The sequence below is a fragment of the Flavobacterium cyclinae genome (assembly GCF_021172145.1).
Lineage (GTDB): Bacteria > Bacteroidota > Bacteroidia > Flavobacteriales > Flavobacteriaceae > Flavobacterium > Flavobacterium cyclinae.
In genome coordinates, this window is the sequence record NZ_CP089095.1 from 124,493 (window position 1) to 138,838 (window position 14,346).

Annotated in this window: 12 protein-coding genes; 5 read left to right on the forward strand and 7 right to left on the reverse strand. The window is 31.7% G+C overall.

Features of this window, described 5'->3' with window-relative positions:
- Nucleotides 1–8 precede the first annotated feature (8 nt).
- The 4 genes from LOS86_RS00610 (at nucleotide 9) to LOS86_RS00625 (ending at nucleotide 3,605) form a co-directional block, all read left to right on the forward strand.
- Entirely contained in the window at nucleotides 9–707 is a 699-nt protein-coding gene (locus tag LOS86_RS00610) for a CoA transferase subunit A (protein WP_231842737.1), read from the forward strand.
- A 134-nt stretch (nucleotides 708–841) separates the two neighbouring features.
- Nucleotides 842–1,501: a CoA transferase subunit B gene (locus LOS86_RS00615; protein WP_231842738.1), complete on the forward strand. Its 660-nt coding sequence runs from the start codon at nucleotides 842–844 to the stop codon at nucleotides 1,499–1,501.
- Nucleotides 1,502–1,633: 132 nt separating this feature from the next.
- Nucleotides 1,634–2,800, forward strand: a complete 1,167-nt coding sequence (locus tag LOS86_RS00620) for a class I SAM-dependent rRNA methyltransferase (RefSeq protein ID WP_231842739.1) — start codon at nucleotides 1,634–1,636, stop codon at nucleotides 2,798–2,800.
- A 187-nt stretch (nucleotides 2,801–2,987) separates the two neighbouring features.
- Nucleotides 2,988–3,605, forward strand: coding sequence for a hypothetical protein (locus tag LOS86_RS00625; protein ID WP_231842740.1), 618 nt, complete (start codon nucleotides 2,988–2,990; stop codon nucleotides 3,603–3,605).
- Between the two features lie 61 nt (nucleotides 3,606–3,666).
- On the opposite strand, the gene LOS86_RS00630 is transcribed toward LOS86_RS00625, so the two are convergent.
- The 3 genes from LOS86_RS00630 to LOS86_RS00640 are packed head-to-tail and all read right to left on the reverse strand — an operon-like array spanning nucleotide 3,667 to nucleotide 7,919.
- A complete protein-coding gene (locus LOS86_RS00630) occupies nucleotides 3,667–5,268 on the reverse strand; it encodes a fumarate hydratase (RefSeq protein WP_231842741.1) in 1,602 nt (533 codons plus the stop codon).
- Nucleotides 5,269–5,323: 55 nt separating this feature from the next.
- Entirely contained in the window at nucleotides 5,324–6,472 is a 1,149-nt protein-coding gene (locus tag LOS86_RS00635; protein ID WP_231842742.1) for a DUF6438 domain-containing protein, read from the reverse strand.
- Between the two features lie 7 nt (nucleotides 6,473–6,479).
- Nucleotides 6,480–7,919, reverse strand: a complete 1,440-nt coding sequence (locus LOS86_RS00640) for a spore maturation protein (RefSeq protein WP_231842743.1) — start codon at nucleotides 7,917–7,919, stop codon at nucleotides 6,480–6,482.
- 123 nt (nucleotides 7,920–8,042) lie between these two features.
- On the opposite strand from LOS86_RS00640, the gene LOS86_RS00645 reads away from it, so the two are divergent.
- The gene (locus tag LOS86_RS00645) at nucleotides 8,043–11,000 is read left to right on the forward strand and encodes a S8 family serine peptidase (RefSeq protein WP_231842744.1); all 2,958 of its coding nucleotides are present in this window, start codon (nucleotides 8,043–8,045) and stop codon (nucleotides 10,998–11,000) included.
- A gap of 48 nt (nucleotides 11,001–11,048) precedes the next feature.
- On the opposite strand, the gene LOS86_RS00650 is transcribed toward LOS86_RS00645, so the two are convergent.
- The 4 genes from LOS86_RS00650 to LOS86_RS00665 form a co-directional block, all read right to left on the reverse strand.
- On the reverse strand, nucleotides 11,049–11,762 hold the full coding sequence (locus LOS86_RS00650; RefSeq protein WP_231842745.1) for a 3'-5' exonuclease: 714 nt from the start codon (nucleotides 11,760–11,762) through the stop codon (nucleotides 11,049–11,051).
- Nucleotides 11,763–12,074: 312 nt separating this feature from the next.
- Nucleotides 12,075–13,238: a serine hydrolase domain-containing protein gene (locus tag LOS86_RS00655; protein WP_231842746.1), complete on the reverse strand. Its 1,164-nt coding sequence runs from the start codon at nucleotides 13,236–13,238 to the stop codon at nucleotides 12,075–12,077.
- 59 nt (nucleotides 13,239–13,297) lie between these two features.
- On the reverse strand, nucleotides 13,298–13,771 hold the full coding sequence (locus LOS86_RS00660; RefSeq protein ID WP_231842747.1) for a methylated-DNA--[protein]-cysteine S-methyltransferase: 474 nt from the start codon (nucleotides 13,769–13,771) through the stop codon (nucleotides 13,298–13,300).
- Nucleotides 13,772–13,838: 67 nt separating this feature from the next.
- Nucleotides 13,839–14,342 (reverse strand): DUF1573 domain-containing protein, encoded by a 504-nt coding sequence (locus LOS86_RS00665; RefSeq protein ID WP_231842748.1) that lies wholly within the window; start codon nucleotides 14,340–14,342, stop codon nucleotides 13,839–13,841.
- Between the last annotated feature and the right edge of the window lie 4 nt (nucleotides 14,343–14,346).

A 14,346-nucleotide genomic window follows, 5' to 3' on the forward strand; every position in this document is an offset into this window, starting at 1 on the left:
ACTAATATATGATTTCTAGAAAAGTTAACAACGTTAAAGAGGCTTTAGAAGGCATTCAAGACGGACAAACCATCATGTTAGGTGGTTTTGGTCTTTGTGGAATTCCCGAAAACAGTATTGCCGAATTAGTAAATAAAGGAGTTACCAATTTAACTTGTATTTCCAATAATGCAGGTGTTGATGATTTCGGATTGGGATTATTATTACAAAAACGCCAAATCAAAAAAATGATTTCTTCTTATGTAGGAGAAAATGCTGAATTTGAAAGACAAATGCTTTCAGGTGAATTAGAAGTAGAACTAACACCACAAGGAACTTTAGCTGAAAAATGTCGTGCTGCTCAAGCAGGAATTCCAGCATTCTTTACTCCAGCAGGTTACGGAACAGAAGTAGCTGAAGGAAAAGAAGTTCGTGAATTTAACGGAAAAATGCATGTTTTAGAACATGCTTTCAAAGCCGATTTTTCAATTGTAAAAGCTTGGAAAGGTGACGAAGCAGGAAATTTAATCTTCAAAGGAACAGCCCGAAACTTTAATGCACCGATGGCTGGCGCAGCAAAAATCACAATTGCTGAGGTTGAAGAATTGGTACCAGCTGGAACTTTAGATCCAAATGAAATTCACATTCCAGGAATTATGATTAATCGTATTTTCCAGGGTGAGAAATTTGAGAAAAGAATTGAGCAAAGAACCGTTAGACAAAAATAATTAGCCAATATGCAAATGAGCCATTTAGACGATGAGCCATTTAGTCAATAAAATTAATTGACACATTGACACATTTTCAAATTGACACATAAAAATAGGCACATTGACACATTATCACATTGACACATTATACTATGGCATTAGATAAAAATCAAATCGCAAAAAGAATAGCACAAGAAGTAAAAGACGGTTACTATGTTAATTTAGGAATCGGAATCCCAACTTTAGTTGCCAATTATGTTCGTACCGATATTTCAGTTGAATTTCAATCTGAAAATGGGGTTTTAGGAATGGGACCTTTCCCTTTTGAAGGAGAAGAAGATGCGGATATCATAAACGCAGGAAAACAAACCATCACCACTTTACCAGGAGCCAGTTTCTTTGACTCAGCATTTAGTTTCGGAATGATTCGCGCTCAAAAAGTAGATTTAACGATTTTAGGAGCTATGGAAGTTTCTGAAAATGGTGATATTGCCAACTGGAAAATCCCAGGAAAAATGGTAAAAGGAATGGGTGGTGCTATGGATTTAGTAGCTTCGGCAGAAAATATTATCGTAGCTATGATGCACGTTAATAAAGCAGGAGAATCTAAAATTCTAAAAAGATGTACACTTCCATTAACAGGTGTTGGTTGTGTGAAAAAAGTAGTTACAGAATTAGCAGTTTTAGAAATTACTCCAAGAGGTTTCAAATTGTTAGAAACAGCACCAGGCGTTTCAGTTGAAGATGTTATTAAAGCAACAGAAGCAGAATTAATCATTGAAGGAGATATTCCTGAAATGAAAATCGATTAATAATAAATTTTTTGTTTACCGCAGATTCGCAGATTACAATTTTTAACATCTGTGGATCTGCTTTTTACTTCTATTTAATCCAATAAAAAACAAATAATAATCTGCGAATCCGCGGTAATATTTTCAAGAAAAATGAGCTTACCAAAAGTAATTCTAAAATCAGGTAAAGAAAAATCTATTCAACGTCGTCATCCTTGGATTTTCAGTGGTGCGGTTTATGGCGTGAGTCGTGAAATTAATGATGGCGAAATGGTAGATGTAGTCGATTCGAAAAACAATCATTTAGGAACGGGATATTTCAGTGATAAAGGAAGTATCGTAGTTCGAATTTTGACTTTCGGCGATGAAACTTTTTCTGAGAATTTCTGGAATGAAAAATTGCAATCGGCTTGGAAGTTGCGATTGAAATTATTGAATTTAGAAGTTACGAATGCTTTTCGTGTAATTCACGGAGAAGGAGATGGAATTCCAGGATTAATCATTGACTATTACGATAAGAACTGGGTAATTCAAGCCCATTCTACTGGAATTTTTCTTCAAATGGCGGAAATTGCAAAAGCGATTCAAATCAATTTCTCAGATTTTTGCGAAACCATTTATTGTAAAAGTTCAGGAACTTTACCTAATAGAGGAACCGATTATTTCTTATTTGGAAATAAAGCAGAAGCGGTTGCGAAAGAGAACAACATTTTATTTTCGGTAAATTGGGTAGAAGGTCAAAAAACAGGTTTCTTCCTAGACCAACGTGAAAACCGAAAATTACTAGGCGAATTCTCAAAAGGTAAAAAAGTATTAAACACCTTTTGCTACACAGGCGGATTTTCAATTTACGCCATGAGCGCGGGAGCTGAGTTGGTAACTTCGGTAGATATTTCTCAAAAAGCGGTGGATTTGGCTGCTAGTAATATGGAATTGAATTTTCCAAACGCCAACCATAAAGCTGTAGCTGATGATGTATTCAACTTCATGAAAGAGAATCATCAAATTTATGATGTAATTGTCTTAGATCCACCCGCATTTGCAAAAAGCATCAAAAGTAAACACACCGCAACGCAAGCCTACAAACGTTTAAACATTGCAGGTTTAAAAGCTTTAGCTCCAAACGGAATTTTATTCACGTTCTCGTGCTCTCAAGTCATTGACGATGTTTTATTTTACAATACAGTTGCCGCAGCAGCCATAGAAACCGGAAGAAACATCAGAGTTTTACACAAATTAGAACAAGGACCCGATCACCCAACGAATATTTACCATCCCGAAGGTCATTATTTAAAAGGATTGGTGTTGTTTGTAGAGTAGACTTGAAAGTGTTCAGTGTTCAGTTTGAAGTGTTCAGTGTTTTACACATTGTTTGTCATTCCGAAGGAATCTCATAAAGTTTTTTTAAATTATGATAAGATTTTTTAGCTTCTTACTTTTTACTCTTTTTTTGTTTAGTTGTAAACAGAAAACAGAAATAGTACAAGCTGAAATGAAGTCTTTTAATATGAAAATTGACTTTAGACTTTATTCTGATAGCACTTACATTTTTAAAAGTATATATGAATTTGATTCTATAAAAAATGAAATTCTTAAAGGAAAATATAAATTAGTAAATGACACACTTGTTTGTTATGGTGATTTTAATTTTAATGGGGTTTTAAAAAATAATTTTATTGAATCTAACGATGAATATGAAAAATATGAAATCTTAAATTCGAAAATAAATTCAAATTCTAAAATTGATTTTCAAAAATTTCCAACTTATACAACTTTTACATTTAGTCAATCAAAACAAAATAATCATTTTAACGAAACAGCTATTCCTTACGAATTAACAGAAAATGATTTACTTACAATAGATTCTATTTTGCCAATTTACATGAATAAAACAAGTTATTTCAAAGGAGTGAAGAAAACAGACAACTATTCGAAACAGTTTATAGCAACAAAAAACAAGAATGGCGAAATAGAAGTTTGGGTTAATTGCACATGTTCAGGAATAGCTAAAGATTCATTCAAATATTTTATTGGAACAGTTCATGATGGTGGACCTTGTTTTTTTAGATTTAAAATTAATTTATCTACAAAAGAATGTTTTGATGTTGTAGTAAATGGAAATTAAAAAAACCTGTAAGTTGAAAGACTTACAGGTTTGTATATTTTCTAATCTCTTTATTTTAAGATTAAAGATTCATAAAGAAATCATTCCCTTTATCATCTGTAATAATAAACGCTGGGAAATCTTTTACTTCAATTTTACGCACAGCTTCCATTCCTAATTCTGGGAAATCTACAACTTCAACTGATAAGATGTTTTCTTTTGCTAAAATTGCAGCAGGACCACCAATCGAACCTAAATAGAATCCACCGTGTTTTTTACAAGCGTTCATTACGTCTTTGCTTCGGTTTCCTTTTGCCAACATGATCATGCTTCCACCAGCCGCTTGGAATTCGTCTACATAAACGTCCATTCTTCCAGCAGTCGTTGGACCAAAACTTCCTGAAGGCATTCCGTCTGGAGTTTTTGCAGGACCTGCGTAATATACTGGGTGATTTTTAAAATATTCTGGCATTGGTTTTCCAGCATCTAATAATTCTTTGATTTTGGCATGAGCAATATCGCGTGCTACAATCAAAGTTCCGTTTAATTTCAAACGTGTTTTGATTGGGTATTTTGATAATTCTCCCAATACTTCTTTCATTGGTTTGTTCAAATCAATTTCCACCGCTGGCTCTAAATGTGGAGCAGTTTCAGGTAAAAATTGACCTGGATTCGTTTCCAATTGCTCTAAGAAAATACCGTCTTTCGTGATTTTTCCTTTGATATTTCTATCTGCCGAACAAGAAACTCCCATTCCCACTGGACAAGATGCTGCGTGACGAGGTAAACGAATTACACGAACATCATGTGTTAAATATTTCCCGCCAAATTGGGCTCCAATAGAGCTTTCTTGACAAATCTGCTGAACACGTTTTTCCCATTCCAAATCACGGAAAGCTTGACCTGCCATGTTTCCAGAAGTTGGAAGATTGTCATAATAACCAGCAGAAGCTTTTTTCACGGCTGCTAAATTCGCTTCCGCAGAAGTTCCACCGATAACGATAGCTAAGTGATAGGGAGGACAAGCCGCTGTTCCTAAATCCATAATGCGCTCACGAATGAATTCATCTAGCGATTTTTCATTCAATAAGGATTTAGTTTTTTGATATAAAAACGTTTTGTTAGCAGAACCACCACCTTTAGCTAAAAATAAAAACTCATACGAATTCCCTTTTTTGGAATAAATATCAATTTGAGCTGGTAAGTTTGAACCCGAATTTTTTTCTTCAAACATCGAAATCGGCACAATTTGCGAGTAACGAAGGTTTTTATTTTGGTAGGTGTTAAAAATCCCTTTTGATAACCATTCGCCATCATCAACACCGGTGTATACACTTTCTCCTTTTTTAGCAACTACAATAGCTGTTCCAGTATCTTGACAAGAAGGCAATTTTCCTTCTACTGCCACCGCGGCATTTTGTAATAAATTATAAGCCACAAAACGATCGTTGTCTGTTGCTTCTGGGTCTTCAATAATGTTTCTTAGTTTTTGTAAATGTGCCGAACGCAACATAAATGAAACGTCGTTCATAGCTTCTTGCGCTAATAACTCTAATCCTTTTGGGTCAACCACTACGATTTCTCTGTCGCCAAGTTGCTCCACTTTTACGTAATCAGAAGTTAATTTTTTGTATTGTGTATCGTCTTTTAAAATTGGATACGGGTCTTGATATAAAAAGTCCATTGTGTGTATGTTTTGAAAGGTAAAGTTACGGATTTTTGATTATTTAGTTGTCTTGTTATTCGTATTTATTGTTTTTTATAATTGAATTTTGTTCAATAAAGTTGTAGCCTAAATCAATTGTTTTTGAAGTATTATCAGAATATACAATTTTATAATATTGCCCATCTGTTGTTATTTTTTTTATGGTATTCTTCAAAGTCCATTCATGAAATTTTAATGTATATTTTTCTCTAAATTTCCCTTCATATTTTTTACCTTTTAACAATTCAACTTCAAGTAAAAAAAATTCTGAATCTTTAAAATAAATTTTTGAATTTTCATCAAACAAAAAAGTATTCATTAATTTATTATCAAACGGAAAATTATCTTGATATTTTAAGTTTATTTTTTGATAGGCAAAACTTAACTCATTTATTGCTTTTTCTAAATTTACAGGACAATCAATATAGGTTTCAACGGTTTTAATTATTTTATTATTTTTTATGAATGATATCGTATTTGTTTGACTATCAGTTGCATTTATAGAATATCTATTTTTTAAATGATTAATATTAATTTTGTCAAAAGATTTAAATAATAATTTTGTTGTATATTCATCTAATTTAGAAAAGTAATTATCATATACAGTATTTGAACCATATGATTTAAAATATAATTCCCCATTTCTATTAATATAAGTTGAATTAAATGGACAAGAACCAAAACAAGGACTTCTATCCACAATTATTGCATCAAATTCATCTTTATTATTATTGGATTCCTTTTCTATTTTCTTTAATTGAAAAATCCTGTCATTATAATTTTTAATTTTAATTTCATTATTTGAAATACCCATAACTTTTATAGTATCCCAAATGTTTTCAGATTTATTGTAAAAAATTATATTAGAATTTTCAATTTTATATTTAGTTTCTGTTCCAAGATAATAATAAGAAAAGCGATACTCAAGAGTGCTGTCGGGAAGGGTAAATCTATCTTTTATTAAATAAAAAAAACCACTTTTAAAATCCAAAATACTATCATTAATTATTGAGAAATTTATTTTTTCATTTGGGTGAACAGGATGAGAATTTTTCAATTTCTCTGAGTAAAGTTCTTTTTCGAAATACCAATCACCAATATACTTATCATTTGAAGATTTACTCTCTTTATCACATGATAACATGAAGAGTGTGACTGAATAAAGGATTAAAAATTTTCTCATAATCTAATTAAAAAAACCAACTCGCTACAAAAATCGCTGTAATCACACAGATTAAATCCACTAAAAGCATCATTCCTAAAGTATAACGGGTGTTTTTCACGTTGATACTTCCAAAATAAACCGCAATTACGTAGAAAGTCGTTTCGGCACTACACTGGAAAATGCAGCTTAGTCTTCCGGTTAAAGAATCGGGTCCAAATTGCTTCATTGCATCAATCATAAAACCACGTGAACCACCAGAACTAAAAGGGCGCAACATCGCCACAGGAAGCGAATCCGTGATTTCTTTAGCTACCCCAAGATGTGCAAATAAAAAGGAAATCCCATTGGCTATAATTTCAAATAACCCACTATTTCTGAATAAAGAAATCGCCACTAACATTCCCATTACATAAGGGAAAATAGTCACCCCAGTTTTTAATCCGTTATTGGCTCCAGCTACAAAAGTGTCGAAAATGGTTGTTTTTTGTTCCACGAATTTCTTTTCTTGAACGAAAGAAAATATCAACGTTCCACCTATAATTAAGATTAACAATAATCCCGAAAGGTTAGAAGTAAAATAGTTTTTTCCGATTAAATCTAAACTATTAACATAAAATAATAATCCCACAATCGCACCGATAACTCCCATTAAAGCTGCTAATAAAGAAGCACTTTTGAAATTAACGCGTTGTTTAATTCCAACTAAAATAAAAGCTGCAATAGTTCCCACAAAAGACGTAATAATACATGGTAACATTACATCAGCAGGATTTGCCGCATGTTCTGCTGCACGATAACCAATAATTGATGTTGGGATTAATGTTAAACCAGCCGCATGTAAACACATAAACATGATTTGGGCATCACTAGCGCTGTCTTTATCTGGGTTTAGTTCTTGTAAACTTTGCATGGCTTTAAGTCCAAACGGAGTAGCAGCAGAATCTAATCCTAAAAAGTTAGCAGAAAAGTTTAACGTCATATAAGAAATCGATTCATGATTTTTAGGAATAGAAGGGAATACTTTTGCAAATAACGGGCTTAATTTTTTAGCCAATTTTTCAGATGCTCCAGAAATAATAAGTAATTCCATAATACCACAAAAGAATGCTAAATAGGCAATTAATGGTAAAATTAAGTCAAACAAACTGCTTTTGGTCATTGGAAGTAAACCATCGGCTTTTTGTTTTCCGCTGTAGATTTTTACGGTGTGATTGTTGTACACATAGGTCGTATCAGCATCTGCAATGTTATTATTTATTATGAAAGTTTTATCATCAGCGTTTTCTAAACTGTCTTTAACAAACTTTGGCACTTCATTTAAATACTTTTCTCCAATTAAAAGGGGTTCGCCTTGTTTGCCATTCAACACATAGTCAATAGAATAGTATTGAGATGAAAATAATCCAAAAACAATAAAAAAGATGGAGGAAATAAAAATTACCAACCAAAATCTGCTTAAAACCATAAAATTAATTTTTTGTAAATGTAATATTAAATCAACAAATATTAAATCGATATTAATTTTTAGAATTTAAGATAAATAATTTTATATTTGTTAATTAATCATTAACCAAACCTACTAATTAATATGAAAATCAAAGTTTTACTGTTTATTTCTATACTTTTTTCTGTATTGGTTTTCTCTCAAACGAAAGAAGATGTAGATAAAATTATCAAGAATTACGATTTTGAAAAAATTAAAGAATTAGAAGTTACTTATAAAAAGAAAGAGGAAGCTGAGAAAAAGGCAGCATATGAAGCTGCAAAAATTAATGGATGGCCTGTTATTATTGAAAAAGAAGATGGGACCTTTCAAGAATTAATGAAATTAACCCCAGATGGTTATCCAGTTTATTATTCTACAAATAATGTTGCTGCTGCAAGATCAACTCGAACTAATTTTTTAAATACTGGAGGAGGTTTAGGACTTTCTTTGGATGGACAAAACATGGTTGCGAGAGTTTGGGACGGTGGTACTGCAAGAAGAACTCATAATGGATTTAGTGGAAGAGTTACTACTGTTGATGATATTTCAGGAACTTCTTATAGTAGTCATGCAACCCATGTTACAGGAACTATTCTTGCATTACCTTGGGATTTAACTTCAGCAAACGTTAAAGGTATGGCTACTCAAGCAACTGCTAGAACGTTCAATTGGGACAATGATGAATCAGAAGCTTTAAGTGAAGTTTTAGAAGGAATGACAATTTCTAATCATTCATATGGAGTGCCAATTGGTAGTGGTACTTCAGTTTTACCTGCATGGTATATTGGTGCATATACGGTTTCAGCAAGAAATTGGGACGAGATTACTTATTTAGCACCTTATTATTTACCTGTTATGTCAGCAGGAAATGATGGTCTTAATAATAATAATTCAAATCCAATTTCTATAGGTTTTGATAAATTAACTGGAAATAAAACATCAAAGAATACATTAATAGTAGCTAATGCTCAAGATGCAAATATAGCAACAGATGGATCTTTGATAAGTGTTTCAATTAATTCTGGCAGTAGTCAAGGCCCAACGGATGACAGAAGAATTAAACCAGATATTACGGGTAATGGTACTGGAGTAACATCTGTAATTTCAACAAATAATACCGCAACAGATACTTATTCAGGGACATCTATGTCTAGCCCAAATGTAGCGGGAACATTATTATTATTGCAACAACATTATAAAAATTTAACAAATAGTTTTATGAAATCTGCAACTTTGCGAGGATTAGCTTGCCATACTGCTGATGATGCTGGTGTAGTAGGTCCTGATCCTAGATTTGGTTGGGGACTTTTAAATGCAAAAAAAGCAGTAGAAACAATTTCAGGAAATGGATTAAATTCTTGGATTTCAGAAAATAAATTATTGCAAGATGAAATATTTACTATGACTGTTACCTCAGAAGGGGGTGTATCAAATCCATTAATTGCTTCTATAACATGGACAGATTTACCAGGAGAAGCTAATTATGGTAATTTAGGAGATAATTATTCCGAACCAGTATTAGTCAATGATTTAGACATCAGAATCACAAAAGATGGAGTTACAACTTTTTATCCTTGGAAATTACCATCAAATCCTAGTTCTTTAGCCATAAGAAGTTCAGATAATAATGTTGATAATATTGAAATAATTAAAATTGATAATCCAACTGCTGGTGATTATGTTATTTCAGTATCACACAAGGGAACATTAGTATCAGGGTCTCAAAACTATTCATTAATTGTTACTGGAATTACATCTAATTTTGGGATTATTTCAAATTCTGATGATGTTGAATTATGTGAAAATCAGTCTGCAACTTATACTTTTGATTATATTCAAAATAGGACGACTACAACAACTAATTTTTCACCTATAGGTATTCCTGCAGGGGCAAATTATTCTATTTCGCCAACAAGTTTAAGTTCAAATGGTACTGTAACATTAACAGTTTCTAATTTACCTGCTGTTACACCTGGTGAATATAGTGTGGGTATCGTTGGAAATAATGGAATTGAAACAGAAACAAGAACTAAATTTTTGAAACTTTATAGTGGAACTTTTGCTCCAGTATCTATTTTATCACCTACTAATGGTTTTAATGGTACAGCAACTACTGTTAATCTTCGTTGGCAACCAAATTCAAATGTTGAAAATCATTTGGTTCAAGTGTCAACTAGTCCTACTTTTTCTTCATATGTAGTAAATCAATCTACATCAAATTCAAATTATATTGTTTCTGGTTTAAATCAAGATACAATGTATTATTGGAGAATTGTACCTTCTAATAGATGTGGTGCTGAAAATGAAAATTCGGCAGTTGTAAATTCATTTAGAACCGGAATATTATCTTGTGGAAATACTTTTTCTGCTACTGATTTTTCAGATGCTGTATTGGCAGATGTTGCTAATTCATCAGCAAGTGTACCTGTAACTGTTACGGGTGGTTTAACAATTGGTGAAATGAGAGTTTCATTTGATATGACACATACTTATGTTCAAGATATGACAATAACATTACAAGGACCTCCTTCTATTGGCAGCCCTATTGTAACTTTATTGCAACAACCATGTGGAGACAATGACGATATTAGTTGTAGATTTATTGATTCTGGATCACCACCAGCATGTACAGGTGTTCCTGCTATTTCTGGTGATATTGCACCATTTTCTCCTTTAAGTGATTTGAATGGTTTAAATGCAGATGGTGTATGGACACTATTGGTAGATGATCCATTTAATGGAGATGGTGGAACTATTTCTAATTTCACAATTGAAATATGTGCTGTAACTGCATCATTAAGTTCAAATGATAATGTATTTAATTCGTTAAGTGTTTTCCCTAACCCAGCAAAAGGAACTGTTAATATTGATTTAGCAGGAGCTGTTACAGGAGATACTACTTATGAATTATTTGATGTTCAAGGAAGAAAAGTTATTACTAAAGTTTCTTCAAATAATTTCGAAACATTAAACGTTGAAAATTTATCTGACGGAATTTATATGTTGAGCATTCAAAATGGAAGTGCAAAAACAACGAAAAAAGTGGTTATTAATAATTAATCATGTGTTGATATATAATAAAAAGGGAGCAATTTGCTCCCTTTTTATTTATACATGTATTATTTCTTCTTCCACCAACAAATCCTCACGTCTTAATCTTAAGAAAATTTGAGCTACAGCAATAACGTCTTTTTCGCAGTAAGTTATGATTCGGTCGATATCATTTTCAACGTAATAAACATGAGCTACTTCGCTACCATCGATATCGTCTTTTGGAGAAGGAATTCCTAAAACTTTAGTTAATAGTTTTAATGAAGTGAAATGTTTGTAATCACCAAATTTCCATAATTCTAGAGTATCTAAGTGTGGAACTTCCCATGGCTTTTTACCAAATAAATTTAGTTTGTTAGGTAAAGCAATTCCGTTTATAATCATTCTTCTTGCTATAAATGGGATATCAAACTCTTTAGCATTGTGTCCACACAAAAGGTGTTGTACTCCATTGAAATGGGTATTTAATAAATTTGAAAAATCTTGTAATATTTTTTTTTCATCACCCCAAAAACTAGTAACACGAAAGTTTCGGATATCCGCTTTGTTAACAAAATATCCTACGGAAATTGTGATGATTTTTCCAAATTCGGCCCAAATTCCAGCACGCTCATAAAAATCTTCACCAGAAACTTCATCTTTTCTTTGGTATTGAGTTTTTTGTTCCCAAAGTTGTTGGGTTTCATGATCTAATCCTCTATAATTGTGATATTCAGGAACCGTTTCAATATCCAAAAATAAAATGTTATTTAAATTTATTTTCTCTATCATTTTTTCGTATTTATGGTTAATTTCAAAAAACGTTAAATTTTATACTTAAAAGAATAAGAATTAATAAAAGAGCAAAAAAACTAAAAGCAAACATCAAGTTTTGTTTATTTTCTCTAATTTTAATTTTTAATCTTATTTGTTTTTTAATTTCATTTAATTCATTACTTGAAATTTGAACTTCTTCAACATTTGAATTGCTTTCGGTATTGTTAATCAAATTTGTTTTTTTATGGCTAATAGATGCTCTTAGAGAAGCCTTTTTTGCTTCACTAATTTTCTCCCTATTTTTCAATGCAAAAAAATGTCCGCTCATTATTTCTTTTTCTTTTTTTCAAGCATATTGTAAGCTTCTTCAACGTAAACGTATAAATCTTCACTATGAGGATCATATGTAGTTTGTATTCCTTTTAAATGGCCTAATCGCACAATAATTAATTTGTCTTCAGGTATTACAATGACAAATTGCCCTAAATGTCCTCGCATATAATATAAATCTTTACCTAAAAAGTTGTGCATCCACCAACCGTAGCCATATTCTGGGCTTTTTTCAAAACGAGGAGTAATACATTTTTTCACAAATGTACTATCTAAAATTTCCTTATCATTCCATTTACCATTGTTTAGATATAGTTTACCAAATCGTGCAAAATCTCTTGCATTACTTGCTATACAACAATAGGCTTTTTCTATTCCATCAGGTGCTTCGTCTAATTGCCATAAAGCTTCGTTTTCTGCTCCCATTGGTTGCCAAAAATGTTTCGAAACATAATCTGATAAATGTTCTCCAGTGGCTTTTTCAATGCACATTGCTAATAATTGAGTAGCACCACTTAAGTATTTAAAAGATTGCCCAGGTTTTTCGTTGATTTCTAAACCTAAAATGATTTCTTTTAAATTGTCATCAAAATAAGCACGTGTTACAATTGAAAATGGGCTATAATATTTTTCGTCCCAACTTAAACCAGATGCCATTGAAGATAAATCACCCACGGTGACTTCTTTTGCAAATTGGCCTTTTAATTCAGGAAAAAAATCAATTACTTTTTGATCTAAACTTTTAATTTTTCCTTCCATTATAGCTTTCCCCATGGCCATAGTAACAATACTTTTTGCCATTGAGAAAGAGTTGGTTTTAGCGTTTTTATCAAATCCATCAAAGTAACTTTCATGCCAAATACTATCATTTTTTATAATTAAATAAGCTATGGTTTGAAGTTCTTTATGAGTCTTTTGAAGTGTTTCAGTTGCTGGAATTGTATTATAGTCTGTTGCAATTGCCCAAGGTTGTGCAATTCCTTTTTTAATTTCTCGATTAGGAAATTCTTTATAATCTTCAAGAAATGCAGTTGTATATCCTTTAAAGTATATTGTTTTCACAGCCCTTAATAGATAATCAACATTAAAAATATACATCAATAATATGATGCTAGCTAGGACAATGATAAACCATTTGAAGAATTTTACTAAAAATTTCATGTACTTAATTATAGGATTGCGTTATAAAAATAACAAAAAGCGTTTGGATTATCAATATTCTAAAATAAACTTTCTTGTTTTAAAGGGTTTTCATGATGCAATAACCATTTTTTTCGCCATAAACCTCCTGCATAACCAGTTAAAGAACCATCGCTTCCAATAACTCGATGACAAGGTATTATTATTAATAGGGGATTTTTACCATTTGCAGCTGCAACAGCACGAATGGCTTTTACATCTCCTAATTTTTTTGATAATTCTAAATATGAACATGTTTTCCCATATGGAATATTAATTAATTCTTGCCAAACTTTTTTCTGGAATTCAGTACCAATGGGGTTAATTTGAAAAGTAAAATGTGTTCTTTTCCCTTCAAAATACTCATTAAGTTGTTGGATTGAAGAATTAAATATCTTAGGTATTTTAGTTGATATTTCTATTGCTTCATTAAGCAGGCAAATTTTTGAAATTCCACTTTCATTGCCTTGTAATTTCATTATTCCAATAGGAGTATTTATATAAATCGTTTCCATTTTAATAAAAAAACCACCTTATTTTGGTAAGGTGGTTTAATAAGATGTAAAAGCTGAATTAATAATATTATGATTTTATCTCTTCTTTTTTGTCTGAATTTGGATCTAGAACTTTACCTTTAAAAGATAAGGTTTTAACTGCATCTACACCATTTTCATTAGTTGTAATGGTAACAGATTTTTGAAATACACCAACATTTGCAGCATTAAAAGTTGCAGCAACCATTCCTTTTTCACCTGGTTTAATAGGTGTTTTAGTGTAATTAGCAGCAGTACAACCACAAGCTGGTCTTACATTTGTAATTAATACAGTTTCTTTAGTATTGTTTGTAAAAGAAAATTCATAAGTAACAGGTTTTCCTTTTTCAATTTCACCAAAATCATGCATTTCCTGATCCCACTTAATTGTTGATGGTATTGGTGTTGCTTTAACTTCAGCAGGAGTTGCTTGAACTACTTTTGCTGTTTCTGTTTTTAATTCTTTTGAAGGAGCTATCTTAGCATCTTTAACTTGTGCAAAAGAAGCAGAAGCCAAAAGAACTGCAAAAATTGATAATTTAATTGATTTCATAGAA

Coding starts and splice junctions, on each gene's coding strand:
- LOS86_RS00610 (WP_231842737.1), top strand. CDS start 9: ATGATTTCTAGAAAAGTTAACAACGTTAAAGAGGCTTTAGAAGGCATT.
- LOS86_RS00650 (WP_231842745.1), bottom strand. CDS start 11,762: ATGATAGAGAAAATAAATTTAAATAACATTTTATTTTTGGATATTGAA.
- LOS86_RS00665 (WP_231842748.1), bottom strand. CDS start 14,342: ATGAAATCAATTAAATTATCAATTTTTGCAGTTCTTTTGGCTTCTGCT.
- LOS86_RS00625 (WP_231842740.1), top strand. CDS start 2,988: ATGAAAATTGACTTTAGACTTTATTCTGATAGCACTTACATTTTTAAA.
- LOS86_RS00660 (WP_231842747.1), bottom strand. CDS start 13,771: ATGGAAACGATTTATATAAATACTCCTATTGGAATAATGAAATTACAA.
- LOS86_RS00615 (WP_231842738.1), top strand. CDS start 842: ATGGCATTAGATAAAAATCAAATCGCAAAAAGAATAGCACAAGAAGTA.
- LOS86_RS00645 (WP_231842744.1), top strand. CDS start 8,043: ATGAAAATCAAAGTTTTACTGTTTATTTCTATACTTTTTTCTGTATTG.
- LOS86_RS00655 (WP_231842746.1), bottom strand. CDS start 13,238: ATGAAATTTTTAGTAAAATTCTTCAAATGGTTTATCATTGTCCTAGCT.
- LOS86_RS00630 (WP_231842741.1), bottom strand. CDS start 5,268: ATGGACTTTTTATATCAAGACCCGTATCCAATTTTAAAAGACGATACA.
- LOS86_RS00640 (WP_231842743.1), bottom strand. CDS start 7,919: ATGGTTTTAAGCAGATTTTGGTTGGTAATTTTTATTTCCTCCATCTTT.
- LOS86_RS00635 (WP_231842742.1), bottom strand. CDS start 6,472: ATGAGAAAATTTTTAATCCTTTATTCAGTCACACTCTTCATGTTATCA.
- LOS86_RS00620 (WP_231842739.1), top strand. CDS start 1,634: ATGAGCTTACCAAAAGTAATTCTAAAATCAGGTAAAGAAAAATCTATT.